Source organism: Sphingobacterium sp. InxBP1 (assembly GCF_026191775.1).
GTDB lineage: Bacteria > Bacteroidota > Bacteroidia > Sphingobacteriales > Sphingobacteriaceae > Sphingobacterium > Sphingobacterium thalpophilum.
Genome location: NZ_JAINDX010000048.1, coordinates 498,629 through 520,065, shown reverse-complemented (window position 1 = coordinate 520,065; position 21,437 = coordinate 498,629). Strand labels below are relative to the sequence as shown.

Genomic DNA, 21,437 nt, shown 5'->3' with positions numbered 1-21,437 from the left:
GTAAACCAAACCGGGGCCGTTTTCACAGGTAAATTAAAACTTTTGTTAAGTTTTGATAAATAAACCTGCAATATTAAGTACAGCTTCTGCGGTTAATGGCTCATCAAAAGATTGTGTGGCTGCACTCGTTGAGATTTTCCCCATGGAGCCAGAAAGCGAAGTAATGTCAACGCCTGCTTGCTTTACATTATCCTCACCTGCATAAATAGGATCTACGACGGCACCGATACCCGTATCATTGGCTCCCGTAATCCAAGGCTTTTGATTTGCAGCACCGCCGCCGCGTGCGCGGCGCATCTGCCGGATATGGGAGGCATGCCTTGCTTCGACAGAGTGGATCTGCAATGCTGCGGTAAGAACAACGCGGTTGCCAAGCAAGATGCCTGCCTGTCCTTTATACGCTCTCACCCCGGTATCTTCAAATGCCTGAGCAACCGCTAAAAATGTATCATAATCGCTAAAGACATTTCCAAATGTGCCGCCAGCGGTAAAATCAAATGTCGGCTTTGAAACAGCCTTACTGCCCAATACCTGTTTCAGAAAATTCACGTGAGCTACCTCATGATCCCGTATGGTGGTAATGGCTCCGAGCGGTTTGCCTGAGGGAATGAGTCCAGCTTTGGCAACTCCCATGGTATAATATTCTGCTTCTAAATATTCGAGGGTCAATGCATAATTTAGTACACCATTTACGTCCGTTGGAGCTGTGGCACCATAAGCTTTTTTGAAAAGTTCACTAACGAAAAAGGGTAGCGCTGCCAGGGTTACTTTTTTACTCATGGAAGCTAGATTTTTGATTGCTTCGCGACGTGGGCTGATGCGATCGCTGAACTCAGGATCTACAGCATTTATTTGTTCAAAAACGTTTAAAAGATTCATGATAATTGAGTTTTGGGTGATTAATAAGTGGGTAGATCCGATACGTCGATTTTCGATTTGATAAACGGTGCCGCAGCGCTCAGTACTACACTGGGGCTTTTGGCAACATCAAGACCATTGGAATCGACAACTTCCATATTGGCAAAACTGCCGTTGTCTATCATGTCACGTACCCAAGCAGCATGCCGCGCTTCGACCGAAACGATCTTACCTGCCAATAACAGGTAATTGGGATCTTTAATAAGCCATCCGGCACCGTTATACGCTGAAACGCCCAGGTCTTCAAATGTTTTGGCCGTTGCCAGGACATTTTCCCGGCTACTGAAATTAATACCCGAAAGATTTAAATCAAGGCTGGAGATTGCTTTGGCACCCAGTGCAACTTTAAAAAATTCGCGATGGGCAATCTCATGATCACGGATATCCGTAAAGAATGCCTTTTCCATATCGGTCATGCCAGCGTAGGGGTTATTGACCAATTGAATATAAAAGGCGGCTTCAAGCTGTTCGAGCGCATACGCATAATTGAGAATCGCAATATCGCCGCTGCCAAAATAAAGACCTTTACCGCCGTTATCCATGCCGTCGTCGTGGTCTTTTTTACAGCTAGACAAACCGAGTATAGCTAATGATGCAGCACTAGCGCCTGCAAATTTTAGGAAATCCCTTCTGCGAAGATCCCTTTTTTCAATTTCACCATTGGAATCCAATAGCGAATCATGGTGGGGCTTTGTTGTCTTTTCCATAACAAAAGTCTTTAAGTTTTATAATTTTTCTGTACTTATAACCATTTACGACTTTTTGAATAGCTTGGATTTTATAATTTTATTTTTTTTTAATTTTTTTTTTTGATGTAGGTTTTAGCTAGTGTAAATAAAGATCGTTGCACACGTAAGTGGATAGCTCATTTCGTTACTGTTCGTGGGATAGCAGCGCACAAAAAAACTGATGCAGACTTGCATCAGTTTTTGCTAAGAGCCTTTTAAGCTATACCATTTACTTCTTGGCTAGCAAGGGCAAATATTTTTCATAACCCTTGGCTTTCATTTCTTCTTTAGGCACGAATTGGAGAGAGGCACTATTGATGCAATAGCGTAGCCCCCCTTTGTCGGCAGGGCCGTCATCAAAGACATGTCCTAGGTGAGCGTCGCCAGTTTTGCTACGTACTTCCGTGCGGCGCATGCCGTGAGAATTATCAGCTAATTCTTCGACTAAGTCTGGATTGATCGGTTTGGAAAAGCTGGGCCATCCACAGCCTGATTCAAACTTGTCGGTCGAGACAAATAGCGGTTCACCGGTAGTAATATCTACATAAATGCCATCTCTGAACTCATCATTGTATGCGTTATCAAAGGCACGCTCGGTTGCCTGATTTTGGGTTACATCATATTGTAGTGCTGTAAGTTCTTTTTTAAGTGTGCTCTTGTCCTTTCTTTTGTAGGTTGGTGACACAACTGTATCTTTGGCGGGCGCAGGATTGGCTTTGCGAGCCATCTCGAATAATTCCGGATCAATATGGCAGTAGCCACCTGGGTTTTTGTCGAGATATTTTTGATGGTATGCCTCAGCGTCGTAGTAATTTTGTAAGGGTTCCAGTTCAACAACTATTTTTGCCGGATATTTTCTGGCCAGTTCGGCGAGGCTTTCCTTGATAACCGGAATGGCTGAATCATTTGTATAGTAAATACCGGTACGATACTGTGTTCCGATATCGTTTCCTTGCTTATTGAGCGAGGTCGGGTCGATAGTCTTTAGGAATAAATCTACGAGCAGCTTTAAGTCAACGACTTGTGGATCGTAAGTGACTTTGACAGTCTCCGCAAAGCCCGTTTTTCCTGTTGAAACCTGCTCGTAGCTTGGGTTTTTTAGATTGCCATTGGCATAACCAACTTCGGTAGCGGTCACCCCGCGGACCTGCTTAAGAAAATGCTCCGTACCCCAAAAACATCCTCCTGCAAAATAAATAACCTGATCTTCATCGCCGGTAGGGTTCATAGTTTGTTTTTTAATTATTTTGGAATCATTAGTTTTCTGCGAAAAACCAAATTTGCTGAGCATAAATAAGCCTAATCCTAGTAATAATAATAAAAATACCTGTTTCATAGCGTTTCTCTATTCTTGTTTTTTAATATACGATGTAAAGATCCAGATCGGTTTTAATCAATTTAAAAATTGAGATTCTTTGCTTCGTTATTGGTAAGATATATCTAATTATGAAATTCCATAAAGATCGATAGAGAGTTTTAGGATGCAGGCACTTTTTTTACCTGCACCAGACAATGCGATACAGTTACCGATAGAAATCTATTGTTAAGTTGCTAAAAGTTGACGGATAGGTGCTTCCCATTTTTAAACTTAAATGGATGTTTATTGTTTCCTATTCGAGATAATGCCCTTGGCGGATAAGCAGTGCCCTGTATTTATTGAATACGCTAGATTTGGACACAAAGCCCAGATATTTTTGCTCAGGTCCAAGCACCGGGAGGATCCAAGTGTCTTCTTTGTTCATTTTTGACATCACAGATTCCATACTTTCATGAATAAGGACGATGTCATTGGGTTTTTGAGCCAATTTTTCAAATGCTGTATCCAACCCATCCAATTCGCCAAGTAGAATCGAGAATAGATATTCGCTGTTGACCAGCCCTATGAATTTGCCATCATGGCTCACAATAGGAAATATATTTCGTTTGCTATGAATAATATCGTGCTGCTCCAGTTATCACCCGCAGATGTTGTTGAAAGTTTAAGTGTTTGGCTATGTCAGTAATGTATACAGCAGCCGCAAACTGGAAACGGCCTGCCGGGAGAATATCAACTTTATGTGGCTGAGCGGTACCACATCATTTTTTCCCAACCTTAAAAAGCAGTCCGCAAGCTACCGCAATAGCGGAATAAATCAACACAAACATTAGATTCAACGTTTTTGATAATTGATAGTATGTCAGACAGATTCCAATAACTGTTAGTGATATTAAGATAGGCTTTACCCATTTTATATGGATCTTATAATGATTCAATACAAAAAATACCAAGATATAGGCAAACAGCGTTGGTAGGGAAAGAATAATACCACCGATCAATATATAAGGAAAAAGCCAAAGGTCTCTAAATATTACATTGTTTTCAAACCCTCCAAATATCGGGAGTAGGAGAGCAGCTAGTAGTATTGTACTTCCCCAGTGCAAAAAAATATATGACCATCTCATCCGGATTATTGTTTATTGATGATAAAAGCTGCTTCTCAAACGATTCTATATTGAGACCTAAAACGTTTACTTTTTCGGTAATGTAATATTGATCGGTAAAGAGTAATCTATCCGCCTAGGCTCACCGTCAAATATGACAACTTTCCAGTTTTTAGAGGCTTTAAGTTTTTTTATCACTTCTTCGTCAACTCCAAAGCCCATGCTATCTTTGACTTGAACATCTCTGACGGTACCGTCGGTCTCTACAGTAAACCTATAAACACCCTTTAATATTTTCTTGCCTGTTTCCTTGCGCGTCGGTAGTTTCAATCCCTTAGTTAAGGTGTCGGTGATCGAGCGGTTGTCGACTTGACTGAAGGCGGCTGTCGCTGTGAGCAAGAGGACAGTTGCAGCGAGAATCTTGAATGTATCTAACTTTTTCATTTTTTAAGTATAATAATATGAGAGCGGAAGGCATAATGGTTACCCATCTTTCCAGTTTTTGCGGCGAGATCGCCAAAATAAATGTCTGTGGCCCATTTTTTATTGGTGTTGAAACGCTTGTTTCAATTCATCAGTCGTCGGCTGATGAATTGAATTCATCTTGTAGTCAGAACTTTGTAATTGGTCAGTCAGCGATTGACCAATTTGAATTCCTTTTAAGTTACTTTCGATCAGAGCATCTTTTACAGCAGATATTAGATGGGGGTATGCAATATAAAATTGTCGGAAAGTCTATTCCATTTTCTCACTATTCATCACGTCACGAAGACCCTAGGCAGTAGGATTATTGTCGTCCCTAGGTTTAACAGCTTTTGCGATAACTTTTAGAATATCATTTTGCTCACGGAGCGCTGCGGTGTGATCGCGTTTGGCAGCAAGATATCTATCAAGTAGTTTAGATAGTACGAGGTAAAGTCCATAGAGACAGATTGCTATAAATCCTCCGTATATGAGGTACATCAATAATCCAAATGAGAACATAATTTATAGTTTGTTGGTTAATGTATTATTTTTCTTTATAATATTAAGCTATATCAGTCAGTTTAACTATCTTCCCGTCCGCAGAAAACTCAAACACGGATCTGCCTTTTAAGGTTATCTCATCGCCTTTTTTCAAGCCATTCGGAAAGTCCATTGCGGCAACCGCCCAGTAGTTAATAGAGATCTCTGAAGAGTCAATATTGTGAGTCAATGTCTCGATAGACTGTTTTCTTTCGCTGAAATAGGAGAGAGCCTCGATAGCTTGTTTTTTAAACTCTTCAATTCCTTGCAATTCCATTGTTTTTTCGCCATTCATTAGGTTTAGGAAAACGATGTGGTCATCAAAATCCACTGTCATTTTTCCTACGTCCATACTATTATAAGCCTCAACATATCTGAAAATCTTGTTAGTCCTGTCATTTAGGATGGCTGGTTCCATAATTTTATTCCACTTCTAAATTTGGTAGAGATAAACTACTCTTTAATACTGTTTAATTTGTTTCTTTTATCTATGCTAAGTTTCTGTGCCAATACTCCTGTCACACATACTGCAGTAGATATTAAGAAATTTTTTGAACTGATTTCTCCTATAGAAAATAGAACTATTGAGGTAATTTCTATTACAGCAAATGCTGCGATAATAAAATAAGAAAATTTATTCATAACGTTAGGTTTTAAGAACACGAATCAATTAACGAAGCCGTTGAAAGCCCTTTTCCAACTAAAGAAACAATGAGGCCTGCACCTCTTGTTACAAATGCAAATCCAGCCGTTGCAACTACAGCACCCGCCAATGCAGGCCCACAGCTATAAGTCAGCTATCTACCCCCTCAAGAGACGCCATTTGATCAAAATTTAATGTTTCTATTTTTCTTAGTTTAAGTTTGAAATAATTAATTAATGAGTTTAAATTAGTGATTGTTTAGTAAAAAAGCAAGAATATTTTTATAAAATACAAAAAAATCGACCTCAAACATTAAAAATGCAATGTTTGAATCATTAACGTCCAAAATAAAATTTAGGTTACAAAAAAATGCCATTCTTCTGGTCAAGAAGCGTATTATTTTAGATTCCTCATTAGCTATCTTCCCTTATTTTAAAACATGCCAAACTGCCCGTTTTTATCAGGAGTTTTTTTAAAAATAAAGGGGCGTTTGCCCATTGCCAAAAATCAATCTTCACAGATATGTTCATGCGTATAAAAGCTAACAAGATTGGACAGATTCCACTTGTAGATAACCTTTTTCTGTATATATTTCAGTAAAAGTATTCCGATAGGGGTCGTCCATATCTATACATGGTGACATTAATGCCGAGGACGGATAAGAACGTTGAAAAATTAAATCAAATCCGCATTCGCTAAGCATATTGAAGTACTCATACAATAAGTCCTTATCATAAATGTAGTGCTACAATAAAATAGATTTGTACCTATTCGAACCGCTTCCCTCAAATTAAAAGGCGGGACAAACAGATGCGATTTGATCAACTTTTTTTACGAATTGACCAATACATAATTTAAAAATATTTTCTTATCTTTAGGTGTATGGACCTCTGCCGATTAAAGTTATGGTCCGATCAGTAGGTAAGCCAACTGACAAGCTTCCCCGGCCGATTAGGGGAGGCTTTTATATTTCTAGCCTATGGAGCCGACTTTTCGGTTTCTTCCATATACAGCTTACATACCTATATTTTTTGTTAATATGATAGTTAATAATGTAGATTTTGAAATCGCTTTTACCAATGCTTTTGGTGATTTGAATCGTGTATCCTTATCTTCTATACATGATAATAGATTAAGATTTGAGTTGGCAGGAGATTTGGAAGAAACGCAAAGCAGAATAAGGGAAGCAATTGAGAGAAGTACCGATATTTTAACGTATTGTTTTAAAAATAGAGAAGTGTTGTTGCGTATCCTATTGTGGGATGATAACGCTGTCGAATTATTGGAAAAATTAATAATTGGAACAGATCACCAAGCAGAAAGGACAAGGGACTTAGAGTCGAGTGTGATATGTTATACGTTAAAATGAAAAAATATGACGAATTTATAGGGAATTACATAAAGAAATTGATAATTCATCATGATATGGCAATAGAGCCTTCTGCTAATATAACGTGTTATTATATAAATTTTGAAATCCCTGTTGTCATTAATATTTATGATGATCGTGGGATGGATGTTTTTTCTGCTAATTTTGAATTTATTAATGATTTACGTTTGAATTTCTTAAAATGGATTTTGTGATCAACTGTTGATTGTTAAGAATAAGGAATGCAGAAAGACCGAAAATATTTGTCGTGAACTGGAAAATCAGCAAGGCTACTCAAGAGTTGGATTTAAAAGGATGTTTTCCAGTTGCGGGACAGGCAGTAAATCATTATCATGAGAGGTAAATATTGTGAATAAAATTGAAAGCTACTTAAATATTGTTCATTACTGCTTTTATAGGGCCGAATAGAGACTACATCTTTTATTTAATAAAATCAATCCTGTATGCTTTTGATCTGGCTTTTGATGAAGATTCCTTTTATTAAAAGGAGATATGAAAAAATGGGGGTAACTCGTCAGAGTATTGATACAGATAACAAAAACTTGTGGGGAGACAAGCGGTTTGGTCTCAGTACTGTAGCTGCTGGCGGTTTCCTTTGGGGTGGTTTGGCTCTCTTCTTTTTTTCGGTTTTGATGATGTTGAAGGTAAGCATATCCACACCGCTTATAATAGGCTGTGGGGTCGGCTCTGGTCTGATCTGTTATGTATTTGTTTTCAGGCAGGATAAATACATAAAATACTTTGACAGATATGAAAAGTGGTCTAAACAGGAAAAGCGCAAATATGCCCAGCTGACCGTAGGGTCAATACTTTTTGTTCTGTTATCCTTTTATCTTTGTCTGGTACTCTAATATCGTAAACAAGTAAGTAACATAGCCCAATCTTTCACCCAGATTAGGCTTTTGTTATTTTACTGCATGTACGTTTTTAGCGCCTTATAATCCCTTATTAATGCATTAAGCATAAGAAATATCTGTACTGTACAAACGTTATCATAAACGCGGTTACCGTTATGTGGATGACAGGGGTGTTCCGAGCTCAGGCTATCGAGTGTATAGCTATCGCCATACCGTAGATACAGAGGCCGAGACCCATTTCAAAATGGCAGCGATTGATCAACTTTTTACGAATTCACCAATACATAATTTAAAATATTTTTCTTACCTTTAGGTGTATGGACCTCTGCCGATTAAAGTTATGGTCCCGATCAGTAGGTAAACCAACTGACAAGCTTCCCCGGCCGATTAGGGGAGGCTTTTTTATTTCAAGCCTATGGAGCCGACTTTTCGGTATCCAACACGGTTAATATGCTACGGGAACACCGTATTATTAAAGATACCCCTTCGAGATTTAGAAGACAGCTTATTGTACGAACTTAATTCACGGCAACTTCAAAACTACTTCACTTCCGCAATTGAAGTTGCAAATAGGGGTAGAAAACTTGCGGAAAAGCAAATGATTTTTCTTGAAAAGAGGTTGATAATTTTTCAATTTTACAATGCCGGAGATCGATACATCAAATTATTAGAGTCATCTGCAGAAATTATACAAAGAGTTCCCTTAAAATATATAGCCTCATATCTAGGCATAAACCAAGCAAGCTTGAGCCGAATTAGGAGTGATGTCAAATAAATGATTTTTTAACATTTGTAAAATCAAACAGATAGAAACCATATTACCTTTGTTAAGATTATTTAATATAATAAAACTTTTTATATATGAATTGGTTTGCATTGATTTTGGCTGGTCTTTTCGAAATTGGTTGGCCGCTTGGACTTAAAATGGCACAAAACGGCTCGTCTAATAAATTCGGCTGGATTGCCATGGCTGTTATTAGCATGGGGATAAGTGGTATGCTTTTGTTTTATGCGCAAAAGACAATCCCTATTGGAACTGCCTATGCTGTGTGGACGGGTATAGGTGCAGTAGGGACATTGGCGATAGGTATTTTATTTTTCGGTGATTCCGCCAGTATTTTTAGATTGCTATCCGCTTCACTCATCGTTGCTGGCATTATCGGCCTCAAGGTTTTTTAAGAGTACTGAATGATTAGCCCGATAAACTATTAAACCTGCTTCTTAACAAATGCAGGTTTAATAATTTTTTACAAAATTGGGCGGCTTGAGAAATTGTGATTTAGGCCGTAGTGATACTTTTTAAGATTTTATATTGCAAGAAACCAAACATTGAAATTGAGCCAAAGTATAACATCGCTATTGAAACTGCAGAAATCAGATTTTGGTGTTCAATGTAATGCAGTAATCCGGTGAAAAAAGAAGCGATGAAACTCAACGGGATTAATACAGCCAGCCCAGTGATCATGATAAGGCCTGTAATTTTATCACTGTTGAAAGAGCCTGTAACTTGAATCCGTTTCTTTAAAAATTTATTAAGCTCATATGAAAGCGAATTAATAACCTTTGTAAATAGAGCAAAAACCGGTTGCAAAAGATTCTTATTCTTTATAAAACGAATAAACCCGATTATATGCTTACTGAGAGAAAAAGCAGTATTGATATTTGACAGGATAGGAAAATAGTCAACAATCCAACTAGCCGCTGACTCAAAAAGATCGTTTAGCAATTTTTTCATTTTTTCTTACTTTTAGTTTTATAAGTTGTTTATTTAAGATAGGAAAATAGATCCCTTGCTCAAAGCTGTTGTTTTTTCAGTTATTTTTCACAGATCGGAAGACGCTAGCAGTTTGTACAATCGTTGTAAGAATGCTGATCAATTTGCTAGCAGATTTCGCATTACCTATATAAGTCAAATTTATAAGTGTCAAACTGCTAGCATTTATTTTTTGTAACTATTTTATTATCTTTAATGAGATACAAGAGGAGCATGTAATTTTTTCTACAGTTGCGATTTGATCAACTTTTTTTACGAATTGACCAATACATATTTAAAAATATTTTCTTACCTTTAGGTGTATGGACCTCTGCCGATTAAAGTTATGGTCCGATCAGTAGGTAAGCCAACTGACAAGCTTCCCCGGCCGATTAGGGGAGGCTTTTTTGTTTTTGATGTTTTCCTTTCTTATTCCTCGATTCATTTGACTAATCTTTGCTAAATTAGTATCAATGAACGAAGACCTCTATATACCTATTTAAATGCTCTTGCTTACGTAAAGAGGGCCAATACCAAGTATGGGCTGGTACGGCACAAGCCTGTATTGGTATTGACACTCGTTGAACTCATCGAAAAAGGTATTGTACTTGATAACCGCTTTGAAGTGGGGGTGGATCTCGTGGGGCTGTTTCAGGAAAACTGGCGTCTGCTGGTGCGTACGGCACATCAGTCTGATTTTACGCTGCAATCTTACTACCTGCAGTCTGACAAAGTCCTAGATGAGTGCCTCTGGAAATTATACCTAAATTCAGGGTATCAGATCAATGCCCATTTTCGGAGGGTGCAGACGCTGTCAGAAGTAGTCGCCTACGGATCGTTTAATGTTAAGCTGGTAGTATTCTTCAGCGATGCGATAAACCGTGCCTTTGCGGGCGATTATCTGTATTTATTTTTCTGACGATAGAGATAAAAGCCAATAGATCAATCAATTGAATGATGGTTTTTATCACGAAGTGCAGTCGCTAGTGCTCAATGAACCGGAAGTGCGATATAAGCATATGTCCAGTCAGACGGAGGAAGATGTGTTTGTAAAGTAAACTCTGTCCAAGCGTTGTATCGCGTAACGATATAACTTATATATTAGTATCAAAATCACATTTTGCATTCGAAGGAAATAAAATTAAATTTAACGTTTAAGAGCTACTGGTCTAATAGTAATAGAAGGAAGAAAGAAGGAATGGCATTAATGTATTGTAAACGGCGGCTGTTTTTAACTAGTTTCAAATCATTTTCTCTCAGCAAAGTTTAACTACCATCACAGCGCGAGATTGCTAGGGATCACAATACCAGTGTTTTTACTCTATTTATTGTAGTTTATAAAGATCTAATTTACTATATTTAATTTTTTTTGTTACCCTCGCTTGGTTTTTAATCAATAATTTCTTTATTTTTAGCCCAGCAGATAGTTTAACAAATTATTAACCGTCCTTAGTCCATAGTTAGACAGCGAATTTATTAAATGCTCGGATGTTCATAAGGTATTGTAACAAATGATTTATTCTCAGATATGATTTACTACCATTTTACTGATTTTCTACGAAATCAATGCAAAGGTGATGAAATATTTCTTGAAGTTCTTAGAAGTTTTTTCGAGGAAAACAAGGACAAAAATTCTATAAAAGGTATAGGAAAAGTAAGTGCATTTACAAAAAGCATTTTCGTATTTAGAAACAAAACACCATATTTTGAAGCTATTTTAGAAGAAAGGTCTATTACTCTTCATGATCAAAAATTAACAGTTTATTTTGTTAGAGCTGTTAAAAATCTGAAGAATAGCCTACAAGAATATGTCGATATTAGAGATGGTAAATGGACTGAGAAGAAGCCCTTTGATATTAATGATGAGAGGGATTTCATCGCCGAATATGAACGTTTGCAACATCCGGAAATTGATCTGCAAAAGATGCCGGAGGATCTAATAAGTTGGCAAAATGATTATAAATTGAAGATAACATATGATATTTATGAGTCGGAACAGTGGGCAACCTATGCTATAAATAATTCACCAAAAGACGGATTGAGATTAGAAGATTCTAAAATATTCTTAAACATTTTAAGAAAAGTCGCCAATCAAAACTTGTTAGGTAAACTAGTGTCGCGTAATGAAACCACCGATTATTATAAATATGTAGACGAAGATTTTAAGATAGAAGTGTTGTACATATCAGTAGCACTAGGTCAAAAAGTTTATATTATACTATTTGGAGGATCTCATACGATTGAACAAAAAGATTATAGCTTACAAATTAATGAGAAATTCGAGCATCTTTTTGGTACATGTTTCAACAACATTCAAGAGATTAGCGAATACTGCTTAAAAGCATACCCCAGTTGGACACTTAAAGAAAATGATCTATGGTTGAAAATTCAGAAAAATACAGAGTTCGGAAATCTGTCTTTATTACCTGAACAAACTGATTTTTTGGATAACTTTAAATTTCCTAAATATATTAACGGTCAAGCAGGAAGTGGAAAGTCTACGATCTTATACTATCTATTTTCTAATATTTATTATTACAAATGCGCAGAAGAGATAAAAGGTGATATAATTTTCATTACTGAAAATGAAAAACTACTTGAGCATACGGTAAATTCAGTATATGATTTGGTTATGAATAATCCCGAGTTTCAACTCTCAAGTGAAGATACGGATTTACTTAATCTAAGAAGGCATTTTTATTCGTTTAAGGACTTTTTAAGATCTTTTTTAGCCGACCCAGAAATTTTTAGCGATGACCGATACCTTGATTTTTCAAAATTTAAATTACTATATGAAAATTCTGCAATAAGTAATTCGATCAAACGAAGATTTTCCGCTGAGCTAGTTTGGTTTACTATCACTACTTATGTGTACGGCTTGGAACTTAATGATACTATTACGTATCAAACTTACGATGAAAAAATGCCGAAAGAAGGTAAAGAAATTATCTCTAAAGAGGATTTCGGTATAATCGAAAAGGAAATATTAAAGCCATTTTATGATAAATTAATAGATGCGGACGGCTATTGGAACAAGATAACGCTAATAAAGTATTTAATTCAAACGAACTCTATTAATAGAAAATTTGAGGTCATTTTTTGTGACGAGTCTCAGGATTTCAGTAAAGTAGAACTAGAGTTTATTATTTCGCTTTCTCTTTATTCAGGCTATAATTTAGAAAACGTTTCACAGTTCCCAATAGTATTCGCGGGAGATGCGCTACAAACTGTTAATCCTACAGGGTTTCGGTCGGAAGTGCTTACCTCTATGATCTATACTAGCTTAACGAATCCATTAGTAGGATTCAAATTAAATCAAAAAGATCTTGTCTTTACTCCTGAATATAACTACAGATCATCTCCTACAATTGTAACATTTGCGAATGTTGTACAAAATTGGCGTAAAACCGATTTAAAAGAAGATATTAAATATCTTCAAAAAGCTAAAAGAAAGAACTCCTATGAAAATCAAAACTTGAATATATTTGTAAATATTGACCAATTTTTAGCTGATGGCGAACTGCAAAACAAAATAGAGTTTAAAACAATCATTGTACCAGTAAATAATGAGGAAATAGAGCAATATATCTCGGAGTTCCCAATTCTTAAACAATTCAAGAATATTATTTCCTCAATTGATGCAAAAGGACTAGATTTCTCGGAGGTTGTAATTTTCGGGTTTGGAGACTTTTTTACGAAGAGTAGTTTCGGTATTTACGAACGCAAATATTTTTACAATAAACTTTATGTGGCGATAACAAGAACTCGGGATGAATTAATTATAATTGATTCAAAATCATCAAAAGAAGTTTTTTGGGATAAAATCATTATTAGCTTTATTCATTCTGAATGGAATCAAATAAGTGGAAGATTGACGACAGTTGATGAGCTATTGATTTCAAATGCTGGCAATATTGTGCAAAGCAAAGATAGTATAGTAGAAGATGATGCGAAGGCTCAAAAGGAAATTGGATGGGTAAACAAAAATATTCCATTACTGAAGATAGCTTCAAATCATTTTCTGAAGATTGGGAACAATCAAGAATATTATTTTTGCCTCGGATTGATCGATGAAATAAGCGGAAAATACGAAAAAGCCGCTGAAAGGTACTTGAATAAAGAATTAATATCTAATTCCGCTGCAAAGAAACGTGCGCTCTATTCGTTGTGGAATGGGAAGCATTTCGAGAAGTTGACGTCATTAGTTAGTGTCGATGGGATAGATAAGAAAGTATTGGATTCACTTTGTACAGTTCTTACTGAAAAAGCAGAAGTTTTTGATGAACAGGATATATTGTTGTATGAAAACCATACAAAAAATCTAATTGACATCCGGAAAAATACTGTTTGGCTTGATGATTTCAAGAATTTATTTATTGAGAATATTATAAACAACTATCAGGAAGACCTCAATTTGAGAATCTATGAAGTTCTTAAAGAGGTTTTTAACGATGGAATAAGCAATACGGAGAAGGAGCAAATTGCAGATACTCTACAAAAAAATGGGCAACACAATTATGCGTTGAAAATTTATGAAAACCTTAACGTTAAAAGTGTTAATTATTACCGATGTAAAGCGGAGATATCAAAGAGGAGAAGGAGACACGAAGATTATATATTAAGTTTAGGGAAAATTATTTACGAGGATTTCGGAAAAAATAGACTAGAATCTATTGATAAAGCTATTATTGCTGAAGAGTTATATGAATATTATTTAGAGAACGAACTCGATGTAAATTTACAGCCAAATGATCCCTACTTTTACGCTTACGTTTTATTGGGTAAATTGTATGTTAGAAATGTTGACGATTTTGGCAGTTTGTTCGAATACGATGAGACAATTCACTATTTTACGAAGGAAGGTAGAGAAAACGAGCTACTGGCATTTTTTTATTATTTGCTTGAAGAGGAGGAATTCACACATATTATTTATAACAGGGCTATCATTGATTGGGCGAAATTGTATACAAAATTGTATGGATTAGCTGAGCTTAATAATGAATATAAGATATTATGTGATCTCAGAAAGATCTCATATTTACCCTTTACTGGTAATGATCGGGATTTCGATGAAGTTCATATTACAAAAATTTCGGTTTGTAACTTCAAACAGTTTAATAAGATTGAAATTAAGGATATCGGACTATTAAATTTGATAGTTGGCGATAATAATATCGGAAAAACTACAGCTTTAGAGATGTTTTTGATTACTGATGATCCAGATGAATACTATAAGAGATTAATTTATTCTTATATAGAGAGAGCCAAAATTATTCCTGATAAATATCCTACCTCTGCTAAAACAGAATATTTTTATAGAATCGATGAAACTTTTATAAATGACTTTTTAAATTATAATAATCCTATCAACCCGACCTTTGTTTTAACTTCGGGACGGAGGATAAATAAATTGAATGTTCTTATAAACGAGAACCAAGAACTGCTTTCGTCCTTCAAAAATCTCAACCTAAAACGGATTAAAAAGCGTATAGACATGTTATCGTACAATGATTCGCTGATGTTACCTCTTTATTCCTATGGCAGAGGATATGGAAAGGATTTATCAACATTTTTTGATTCCTATATAAGAAAGGATCGAAAATTGGAAGTGGAATTTATAGAGAATCTGAAGCTTTTTATTTTAAATGTCGAAAATGTCTTGCTCACAGCAGATGGCTCAATCAACTTAAGAATTAAAGATGATATCGTTGATAAACCGTTGCATAGTTTTGGTGACGGAGCTAACAAATTGTTTCGAATCTTAGTTTTATTAACGATTCATAAAGGAAAGATATTACTTATCGATGAAATTGATTCTGGCATTCACTTTAGTCGATTTGAGAGGTTTTGGGAGATAATAATCACAATCGCGGTAAGGGATAACACTCAGATTATTGCAACGACACATAACTTGGAGTGTATCAATTATTTTGCTCGCGCACTTAACAACGGAGCTAAAGACCTAGCAAGAGTAATTCAGATATCTAAAACTGATAGATTAAAAACCACCACATTTGATTTTTTGAATTTTAATTTCGCATTGGAGGACAATTTTGAATTAAGAGGATAGTTATGTTAAAAATATTTTGTGAAGGAATTGGCGATCAGGTATTTATTGCTGATTTTATTGAAATCCATTTTGGTGTAGCGTTCGAGAGAACTATTGGGAATGATACGAGAAAAAAGGCGATCTCAATAAAGAGCAGTGATATTGAAATTATACCGATAGATGGCTGTAAAAACATTCATCAATTGATAATAAAAAAGCAGTTCATGGATAATACTGAAATGGGAGGGAAGAATTTGTTAATATTCGATGCAGATTATTCTGGCGTTAATGGAAATAATGGTGTTTTAAATTGTGTGACAATGATTGAAAATTTGAAGTCGCATCCTGAGCATCCAATAGAGTTTTCCCATTTCTTGTGGCCTAATAACGAAAGTGATGGACTGTTCGAAAATTTATTAGAAAAGTTAATTCCAGAGGAAAACAAAATACTTATACAGTGTTTGGAATCTAACGTATCATGCTTAAATTCATTAAAATCGATGCTACCAATTAAAGTCCCTGGAATAAAAGAAAAAATTAATTCTTATTTACATCTTTTTAATCAGCCTACCCAGTTGGAACGAAGAACTTATAAAAATAGCTTCTGGCAACTTGATGTTGCCACCTGTAATGAATTAAAAATATTAAGAGATTTCTTAGAAAAATTCATTCCATTTGATATGGATTCTGGTAAGTTATTGGAAACAACTCATCAAGTGCGAGGATAATGCTGTGATGAATTCAACGTTTTCTGACTATGCTACTCCCTATTTGCTGGACAACTTTTTACTAAACTAAGATATAATTACGATACATTTTTAATTTCCTGATAGAACTTTTCATGTAGTGTTATTCGTCCTAATGACTTGTGCCTTCTCTGGGTGTTGTAGAAGTGCACATAATCTTTCACCTGTTTATACAAGTCAACCCCACCATTGGGTGGATTTGCTCCAATAAAAATTAATACTACTTGATGTCTCGATAATATAGGGTGAATTATTTATATTTAATCTCCTAAAATTTAAATGTTATGAAGCAAATAGTAAGCAATGAATGTAAGGCGAATTTGGAGATAATAGCATCGTTAATGGCAATAACGGGTGGTGTTTATGCAGTAATACTTAACTGCTATCAACATGGTATATGGCAATATAATGATCAGTATCAGGTTGTTCTTCCTATAATATTGGATAATAAGAAAATGTTGGTGGGGACGTTTTTCGTTTTATTTTTACTTGCTAATGCATTGTTGCTATTGAAAGACCGTTTCGTAGGAGAACCGTATGATTGGGAAATGTTTGGAATAAATTCTATTACATTTTCACTTCCTTTTTTGCTGATCGCATGTCTTGTATCTGTTTTTTCAAAACCTTTGGCTGGGGCAGAGCTTTTTGCTTCTTTAATTTTCGGTGTGCTAATTGGTTGGTTCTTAATTATGAATCTTAAAATAACACTTCACAGAATCAGGAGCCATTTTCAATAATATAGGTTACCTTTTGACTAAATATACCCACAACTGCTAAAATATAGTAGTGTTCAATTTGACCCTCTGTTGTTATTGAAGTTTAACAGCTGTTTTAATACTTGAGGAGAAATCAATCATTCTCTATCATCTCAATTGTGATCATTTTTAGGTTACGTTCTTCAATTCCTATTTCATCTTTGGCAATATCTCTCAGATGTGCCTCTTGACTCTCTCCATAATAACTTATGCTCCAAATCGCATTAGGAAATAAATTTTTAAGCTCTCTGAAATAGATCAAATCTGGCCTTCCGAGCGAATGTCCCAGGACTGTGATCTCAGTTATGTTTTTGAGGCCAGCAAAATACTCTTTGTTATCATTTAATATTTCGTGCGAATTTTTCATGAAGGCATAAAATGGGTATCTCGCTGCATTCTCAGAATCAGTGAATATTGTCCTGTTTGAATTTCCATCCTTATCGAGTTCCTCAATAGCCGGTTCATTTTCTTCCAATTTTCCGTGACCGAAAATCAATTCACCATTAAGGTCATGCGCATTGTTATGGATATACAAAATGTCTTTTTTAGAAATCCTGTATAACAATGCGAGCGTGTCTGTATAATTGAAATTAATAAAACGGGCATTTTCAGGAAATACCAACTTATTGGACTTTGCAGAAGGATATTGTACTTCTTCGATCCAGTCTGTAAATGCAGCTTTCATTTTGTTTATGAAATGGTCGACATTTTCTTTTATATCGTCTTCCAATCCGAAAGCTTCACTTGGACTGAAACTTTCGCTCATGATATCAATATGATTGTAGGCATCAAAAAGATTTCGGTAATTAAAAGTTGCAAGGTCATTTTCGAAATCTTTCCACAGATATTTATCATCGACACTGAATGAAAAATACTCTTCAATATCGTCTTCCAAATCCTTATAGTTTTCTGAAATGAATTTGTGAAAATCAGCGTAGCGTGTATCAAGATCATTGAAAAGATCAAAGCCATTACCAATTATGAATAGAGCCGACATATTTCTTATATTATTTAGGATTTACTTGATTGTTTGTACTGTTTCCTTATCTGTCAATTCTTTTACTTATTTTAGCGTTTGAATAATCGGTTGTGATAGTTCATTTATCAAGTTTGTTCTTTATGTTAGCAGACTAAGTGAATTAAGAAATATCCGTTAAGCGACTTATCTTCCCATCCGCAGAAAACGCAAAAATCGACTTCCCTTGTAAGTTTATTTCATCACCTTTTTTCAGCCCATTTGGAAAGTCCATCGCCGCGATTGCTCTGTAAGCAATTGAGATTTCGGTCGAACGATGGGAATGAGTTATTATCTCGATAGACTGATGTCTCTCGCTGAAATAGGAGAGAGCCTCAATGGCCTGCTTTTTAAAAGCATCGATTCCAAGCAATTCCATCGTTTTCTCACCATTCATAACATTCTGGAAAATAATATCATCAGAAAAATCTGCTATCATATTTTCCACATCCATCTGATTATAGGCCTCGATATATTTGAAAATTTTTTCCGTTCTTTCATTTAAGACGGATGCGCTCATAAGTTTTGCTAGTTGATTTTCCATTTATTTGCTAGTTTGTGTTACACTTTTTCCATATGCGCTCCTCTATTCTAAATCTGAAAATATAGATCCAAAGCGAGTATTAGCTCATCTCGCTGTCATCCAGGATTACACTTTTTTTTTCATTTGACTTTTCAATTTTGGCTCAATTTCATTCTGTATAATATCTATTCTGGATAAATCTGCATGTCTCGGCGAAAATGATCGCTATACGTTCATAAATGATCCCTTTAAGCATATCAGGCGTATTCATTTCTTGATGAATTTTATTGAATTCATATTGCACTATATCGAATTCATAATTGGTTAGCTTTATAACTGGAAAATGTTTCAAGAGATTAATGGAGGAAGAAGACAGAAACGGTATGTGATTAATAATGCTTTTGCCAATTATCAAATAATGGACATGAGTATTTTTCTTGAACGTCCATTGATATAACTGCCCGGTAAAAGCAAAACAAAGTTGATATTCAGGTGCCGCGCAACCAGAAGAATAAGTGTCTTTATCTGAAGGAAATAAAAGGACATAACAAAAGTTGTCGATTTCATTATCTCCAACTATTATTTCGCTGGTTTCCCAAATACCACTTGAAAATCCTCGGAATTGTCTATTTCCTGAAGCTTTTTGGCTAATACTTACGTTAGATATTTTCTTTGTCATTTTGTCCTCTATTCAATCTATCTTCTAATTCTATTAAAAGTTTAGTGCCATAACTACGATGTTTATTTTTAAACATCCCTCAACTTTTTTAAAATCGTTTCATACTGTTTTCTAGAATTAAGTTTAATATTGGAAAACCTTTTGCTTGATATGGTTCCAACGGTTAACCCCAATGCCAGTTCTATCTTCGTTAACTCGTCGATCTTAATAGTTTCATCTTCGTTCTCTAAAATATAGGTAATTCGATGAGAAGAGATTCCTGTTGCCTTACATAATTCTTTCTTTGAAACTACTTCAAGCCTATATTTATCCGTTAGAATTCTTCCAATAGGTGTTAAACTAGCGTGTTTTTCAATTTTTATTACTTCCGAAAAGTGTTCTTTTCCAAAGATCTCATATACAAAATCCTCATAATTTTTATTCAATAAAAGCTTAAGTCTGATAAATTGTTCAGCCTTAAAACTCTCATGTTTTTGATTGCTCATATTACTTATCACGGATGTTGAGATATTTGTCCAAGCATGAATCTCCCTGTCAGAAAAATCTGAATCGTTTATAATTTTAGCGAGGTTTTCTTTCCAATCCATCTTTTGTATAAAATTTTTGTTTTTTAGTTTTTGAAAAATCAAAAACTATTTGTAAGTTTGTTTTGTATTAATAGCGAATTAGTTAAGCGGAATAATATTTCCGCTTATTACGATGTTTGCTCGTGTCACGTTCCGCCAGAATAAACCCACGAGTTAACCTTGAGTTCGCCTATTGACTGGATTTCGTTATATTTACCATATGATATGTAAGTCCAGTAAGGCGATCTCTTGATAAACTTGGGGTACTCATGACTTTAAGTTGTGAGCGGTCTGGCGGCCGAAAAGTGACCAAGCTAAAAGAGGTTTGCATTACTGGCAGTATCACCAATTCTAATCATCTCCTTTAGTTTCGAGAAATCATCGTTTCGTATATAACCAAAAAAATTATGATGAAACGATTAGAAAACACACCCAAACAGTATCAAATCCACCTCCAGGAGGTAGAACACTGGTACGCCCACACCATTCCCATAAAGAACGCTATCCGCGCGCCAGAATAGATTATTAAATCATTAAAAAACCGAAACAGGAGAGGGCTGCTATCGCCAATTTGTAATGTGTCGATAGGATACGAATAAGTACTCCCTTTTTAAAGGTTTTTCGATCTGTCTGTAATACAACATCCCTTTTTGATCTGGTTAATAATAAAGTTAATTGCTCTATTCAAGCGTCGATAACTTAAAGGTAGCACTTAATATATATTCTTCCAAATAAATAAAGGAATTTTTGTATAGTTTTTCTATAAACTGCAGGTCGGTTTTTTACCTGTCCCGACAGGAAGCGCCATAATATTCCCCCAATCAATGCTTTGCAATCGTTTTGAGGCGCTTTGCGGGATTTTGTTAATTCTTAATTTGTGACACCTGCAAGGACTGTGAACTCCCTGCAATGACACCTCTTTGGAATGCAAAATTTTTTGCAATAGGGAAAGGAATGTCCGATTCAAACGAAAGGACATAGCCGAAGTCATCTTTATGAACCTTAAAAATGAACCAAAAATATGCAAATGTGCTCGCGCTGCAGCTAGCCATATACGAAGCACACGACCATGGATATGATCCTATAGAAAAGATCAACGATTTCTGGAAAAAATACGATATCAATACCCTTCAGAATTCGTTCGACACGATATTAAAAAACGCATCCAGCTACAAGAAAAGCGGGAATGTCTTACAGCTCTGCGATAGGCAGGTATTTGCAGCTGATGTGCTGCGCGTACTTATCGCTTACTTCCACGTGCATATCGGTCACATCGATATGCAACAGGTGGATATCTCTGGGACTGAAACCACACTGAGCAGTCTCGAGGAGCTGGAAATCACAAAGCGTATTCACCATTTTTTCAGCGAATCCATTAATCAATAAGCA

General features: G+C 35.6%; 23 protein-coding genes and 2 pseudogenes. 11 read left to right on the top strand and 14 right to left on the bottom strand.

All coding sequences use genetic code 11. The annotated features are described in order from the left end of the window. Positions 1 to 45: 45 nt before the first annotated feature. From K7A41_RS20025 to K7A41_RS20010, 5 genes and pseudogenes are all read right to left on the bottom strand, one after another. On the bottom strand, positions 46 to 879 hold the full coding sequence (locus K7A41_RS20025) for a ferritin-like domain-containing protein (RefSeq protein ID WP_265715153.1): 834 nt from the start codon (positions 877 to 879) through the stop codon (positions 46 to 48). 20 nt (positions 880 to 899) lie between these two features. Continuing rightward, complete coding sequence (locus K7A41_RS20020) at positions 900 to 1,625, bottom strand: ferritin-like domain-containing protein (protein ID WP_265715152.1); 726 nt, start codon at positions 1,623 to 1,625, stop codon at positions 900 to 902. A 250-nt stretch (positions 1,626 to 1,875) separates the two neighbouring features. Further along, positions 1,876 to 2,373 (bottom strand): peptide-methionine (R)-S-oxide reductase MsrB, encoded by a 498-nt coding sequence (gene msrB, locus K7A41_RS23805; RefSeq protein ID WP_398456133.1) that lies wholly within the window; start codon positions 2,371 to 2,373, stop codon positions 1,876 to 1,878. 33 nt (positions 2,374 to 2,406) lie between these two features. Further along, positions 2,407 to 2,874 (bottom strand): annotated as a pseudogene (gene msrA, locus K7A41_RS23800) (peptide-methionine (S)-S-oxide reductase MsrA); the annotation flags it as partial. A 382-nt stretch (positions 2,875 to 3,256) separates the two neighbouring features. Next, positions 3,257 to 3,550, bottom strand: a complete 294-nt coding sequence (locus K7A41_RS20010; RefSeq protein WP_265715150.1) for a hypothetical protein — start codon at positions 3,548 to 3,550, stop codon at positions 3,257 to 3,259. Between the two features lie 43 nt (positions 3,551 to 3,593). On the opposite strand from K7A41_RS20010, the pseudogene K7A41_RS20005 reads away from it, so the two are divergent. Beyond that, positions 3,594 to 3,713, top strand: a pseudogene (locus tag K7A41_RS20005) (transposase); the annotation flags it as partial. 441 nt (positions 3,714 to 4,154) lie between these two features. On the opposite strand, the gene K7A41_RS20000 reads toward K7A41_RS20005, so the two are convergent. After that, entirely contained in the window at positions 4,155 to 4,511 is a 357-nt protein-coding gene (locus K7A41_RS20000; protein WP_028071183.1) for an energy transducer TonB, read from the bottom strand. 17 nt (positions 4,512 to 4,528) lie between these two features. Between K7A41_RS20000 and K7A41_RS19995 the strand changes: the two genes are divergently transcribed. Then, positions 4,529 to 4,852, top strand: coding sequence for a hypothetical protein (locus K7A41_RS19995; RefSeq protein ID WP_265715149.1), 324 nt, complete (start codon positions 4,529 to 4,531; stop codon positions 4,850 to 4,852). Positions 4,853 to 5,094: 242 nt separating this feature from the next. Here the strand turns inward: K7A41_RS19995 and K7A41_RS19990 are convergent, their stop codons facing one another. Together K7A41_RS19990 and K7A41_RS19985 are read right to left on the bottom strand one after the other, a co-directional pair. After that, positions 5,095 to 5,490, bottom strand: coding sequence for a nuclear transport factor 2 family protein (locus K7A41_RS19990; RefSeq protein WP_265715148.1), 396 nt, complete (start codon positions 5,488 to 5,490; stop codon positions 5,095 to 5,097). 35 nt (positions 5,491 to 5,525) lie between these two features. After that, entirely contained in the window at positions 5,526 to 5,714 is a 189-nt protein-coding gene (locus K7A41_RS19985) for a hypothetical protein (RefSeq protein ID WP_265715147.1), read from the bottom strand. Between the two features lie 1,040 nt (positions 5,715 to 6,754). On the opposite strand from K7A41_RS19985, the gene K7A41_RS19980 reads away from it, so the two are divergent. From K7A41_RS19980 to K7A41_RS19970, 4 genes are all read left to right on the top strand, one after another. Further along, positions 6,755 to 7,084: a hypothetical protein gene (locus tag K7A41_RS19980; protein WP_265715146.1), complete on the top strand. Its 330-nt coding sequence runs from the start codon at positions 6,755 to 6,757 to the stop codon at positions 7,082 to 7,084. Next, the gene (locus K7A41_RS23795; protein WP_416221955.1) at positions 7,066 to 7,299 is read left to right on the top strand and encodes a DUF3885 domain-containing protein; all 234 of its coding nucleotides are present in this window, start codon (positions 7,066 to 7,068) and stop codon (positions 7,297 to 7,299) included. The genes K7A41_RS19980 and K7A41_RS23795 overlap by 19 nt, the downstream gene beginning before the upstream one ends. Positions 7,300 to 7,548: 249 nt before the next feature. Continuing rightward, positions 7,549 to 7,956: a hypothetical protein gene (locus K7A41_RS19975; protein WP_265715145.1), complete on the top strand. Its 408-nt coding sequence runs from the start codon at positions 7,549 to 7,551 to the stop codon at positions 7,954 to 7,956. A gap of 867 nt (positions 7,957 to 8,823) precedes the next feature. After that, complete coding sequence (locus K7A41_RS19970) at positions 8,824 to 9,141, top strand: DMT family transporter (RefSeq protein ID WP_265715144.1); 318 nt, start codon at positions 8,824 to 8,826, stop codon at positions 9,139 to 9,141. 100 nt (positions 9,142 to 9,241) lie between these two features. On the opposite strand, the gene K7A41_RS19965 is transcribed toward K7A41_RS19970, so the two are convergent. Continuing rightward, a complete protein-coding gene (locus tag K7A41_RS19965; protein ID WP_265715143.1) occupies positions 9,242 to 9,697 on the bottom strand; it encodes a hypothetical protein in 456 nt (151 codons plus the stop codon). A 583-nt stretch (positions 9,698 to 10,280) separates the two neighbouring features. Here K7A41_RS19965 and K7A41_RS19960 point away from each other — a divergent pair. The 3 genes from K7A41_RS19960 (at position 10,281) to K7A41_RS19950 (ending at position 16,492) form a co-directional block, all read left to right on the top strand. Further along, complete coding sequence (locus tag K7A41_RS19960) at positions 10,281 to 10,634, top strand: hypothetical protein (RefSeq protein ID WP_265715142.1); 354 nt, start codon at positions 10,281 to 10,283, stop codon at positions 10,632 to 10,634. Between the two features lie 609 nt (positions 10,635 to 11,243). Then, positions 11,244 to 15,785, top strand: coding sequence for an AAA family ATPase (locus K7A41_RS19955; RefSeq protein ID WP_265715141.1), 4,542 nt, complete (start codon positions 11,244 to 11,246; stop codon positions 15,783 to 15,785). Between the two features lie 2 nt (positions 15,786 to 15,787). Next, positions 15,788 to 16,492 carry a DUF3226 domain-containing protein gene (locus K7A41_RS19950; protein ID WP_265715140.1) on the top strand — a complete coding sequence of 235 codons (705 nt, stop codon included), beginning with the start codon at positions 15,788 to 15,790 and terminating at the stop codon, positions 16,490 to 16,492. Positions 16,493 to 16,569: 77 nt separating this feature from the next. Here the strand turns inward: K7A41_RS19950 and K7A41_RS23790 are convergent, their stop codons facing one another. Continuing rightward, complete coding sequence (locus K7A41_RS23790; protein ID WP_416221954.1) at positions 16,570 to 16,686, bottom strand: IS3 family transposase; 117 nt, start codon at positions 16,684 to 16,686, stop codon at positions 16,570 to 16,572. A gap of 108 nt (positions 16,687 to 16,794) precedes the next feature. Here K7A41_RS23790 and K7A41_RS19945 point away from each other — a divergent pair, with 108 nt between their 5' ends. Continuing rightward, the gene (locus tag K7A41_RS19945; RefSeq protein WP_265715138.1) at positions 16,795 to 17,247 is read left to right on the top strand and encodes a hypothetical protein; all 453 of its coding nucleotides are present in this window, start codon (positions 16,795 to 16,797) and stop codon (positions 17,245 to 17,247) included. A 112-nt stretch (positions 17,248 to 17,359) separates the two neighbouring features. Here K7A41_RS19945 and K7A41_RS19940 read toward each other — a convergent pair whose 3' ends face one another. The 4 genes from K7A41_RS19940 to K7A41_RS19925 form a co-directional block, all read right to left on the bottom strand. Further along, positions 17,360 to 18,262 carry a bacteriophage abortive infection AbiH family protein gene (locus K7A41_RS19940; RefSeq protein WP_265715137.1) on the bottom strand — a complete coding sequence of 301 codons (903 nt, stop codon included), beginning with the start codon at positions 18,260 to 18,262 and terminating at the stop codon, positions 17,360 to 17,362. A 142-nt stretch (positions 18,263 to 18,404) separates the two neighbouring features. Then, positions 18,405 to 18,824 carry a nuclear transport factor 2 family protein gene (locus K7A41_RS19935; RefSeq protein WP_265715136.1) on the bottom strand — a complete coding sequence of 140 codons (420 nt, stop codon included), beginning with the start codon at positions 18,822 to 18,824 and terminating at the stop codon, positions 18,405 to 18,407. A 148-nt stretch (positions 18,825 to 18,972) separates the two neighbouring features. Beyond that, positions 18,973 to 19,482, bottom strand: coding sequence for a hypothetical protein (locus K7A41_RS19930; protein ID WP_265715133.1), 510 nt, complete (start codon positions 19,480 to 19,482; stop codon positions 18,973 to 18,975). Positions 19,483 to 19,550: 68 nt separating this feature from the next. Beyond that, positions 19,551 to 20,069, bottom strand: coding sequence for a helix-turn-helix domain-containing protein (locus K7A41_RS19925; protein ID WP_028070924.1), 519 nt, complete (start codon positions 20,067 to 20,069; stop codon positions 19,551 to 19,553). Between the two features lie 987 nt (positions 20,070 to 21,056). On the opposite strand from K7A41_RS19925, the gene K7A41_RS19920 reads away from it, so the two are divergent. Further along, a complete protein-coding gene (locus tag K7A41_RS19920) occupies positions 21,057 to 21,434 on the top strand; it encodes a hypothetical protein (RefSeq protein WP_265715131.1) in 378 nt (125 codons plus the stop codon). The last annotated feature ends 3 nt before the right edge of the window (positions 21,435 to 21,437 follow it).

Excerpts from the sequence above, each read along its gene's own strand:
- K7A41_RS20025 (WP_265715153.1), bottom strand. The coding sequence starts at position 879 with ATGAATCTTTTAAACGTTTTTGAACAAATAAATGCTGTAGATCCTGAG.
- K7A41_RS20020 (WP_265715152.1), bottom strand. The coding sequence starts at position 1,625 with ATGGAAAAGACAACAAAGCCCCACCATGATTCGCTATTGGATTCCAAT.
- msrB (WP_398456133.1), bottom strand. The coding sequence starts at position 2,373 with ATGGCTCGCAAAGCCAATCCTGCGCCCGCCAAAGATACAGTTGTGTCA.
- K7A41_RS20000 (WP_028071183.1), bottom strand. The coding sequence starts at position 4,511 with ATGAAAAAGTTAGATACATTCAAGATTCTCGCTGCAACTGTCCTCTTG.
- K7A41_RS19995 (WP_265715149.1), top strand. The coding sequence starts at position 4,529 with ATGAGAGCGGAAGGCATAATGGTTACCCATCTTTCCAGTTTTTGCGGC.
- K7A41_RS19990 (WP_265715148.1), bottom strand. The coding sequence starts at position 5,490 with ATGGAACCAGCCATCCTAAATGACAGGACTAACAAGATTTTCAGATAT.
- K7A41_RS19985 (WP_265715147.1), bottom strand. The coding sequence starts at position 5,714 with ATGAATAAATTTTCTTATTTTATTATCGCAGCATTTGCTGTAATAGAA.
- K7A41_RS19980 (WP_265715146.1), top strand. The coding sequence starts at position 6,755 with ATGATAGTTAATAATGTAGATTTTGAAATCGCTTTTACCAATGCTTTT.
- K7A41_RS23795 (WP_416221955.1), top strand. The coding sequence starts at position 7,066 with ATGTTATACGTTAAAATGAAAAAATATGACGAATTTATAGGGAATTAC.
- K7A41_RS19975 (WP_265715145.1), top strand. The coding sequence starts at position 7,549 with ATGCTTTTGATCTGGCTTTTGATGAAGATTCCTTTTATTAAAAGGAGA.
- K7A41_RS19970 (WP_265715144.1), top strand. The coding sequence starts at position 8,824 with ATGAATTGGTTTGCATTGATTTTGGCTGGTCTTTTCGAAATTGGTTGG.
- K7A41_RS19965 (WP_265715143.1), bottom strand. The coding sequence starts at position 9,697 with ATGAAAAAATTGCTAAACGATCTTTTTGAGTCAGCGGCTAGTTGGATT.
- K7A41_RS19955 (WP_265715141.1), top strand. The coding sequence starts at position 11,244 with ATGATTTACTACCATTTTACTGATTTTCTACGAAATCAATGCAAAGGT.
- K7A41_RS19950 (WP_265715140.1), top strand. The coding sequence starts at position 15,788 with ATGTTAAAAATATTTTGTGAAGGAATTGGCGATCAGGTATTTATTGCT.
- K7A41_RS19945 (WP_265715138.1), top strand. The coding sequence starts at position 16,795 with ATGAAGCAAATAGTAAGCAATGAATGTAAGGCGAATTTGGAGATAATA.
- K7A41_RS19940 (WP_265715137.1), bottom strand. The coding sequence starts at position 18,262 with ATGTCGGCTCTATTCATAATTGGTAATGGCTTTGATCTTTTCAATGAT.
- K7A41_RS19935 (WP_265715136.1), bottom strand. The coding sequence starts at position 18,824 with ATGGAAAATCAACTAGCAAAACTTATGAGCGCATCCGTCTTAAATGAA.
- K7A41_RS19930 (WP_265715133.1), bottom strand. The coding sequence starts at position 19,482 with ATGACAAAGAAAATATCTAACGTAAGTATTAGCCAAAAAGCTTCAGGA.
- K7A41_RS19925 (WP_028070924.1), bottom strand. The coding sequence starts at position 20,069 with ATGGATTGGAAAGAAAACCTCGCTAAAATTATAAACGATTCAGATTTT.
- K7A41_RS19920 (WP_265715131.1), top strand. The coding sequence starts at position 21,057 with ATGAACCAAAAATATGCAAATGTGCTCGCGCTGCAGCTAGCCATATAC.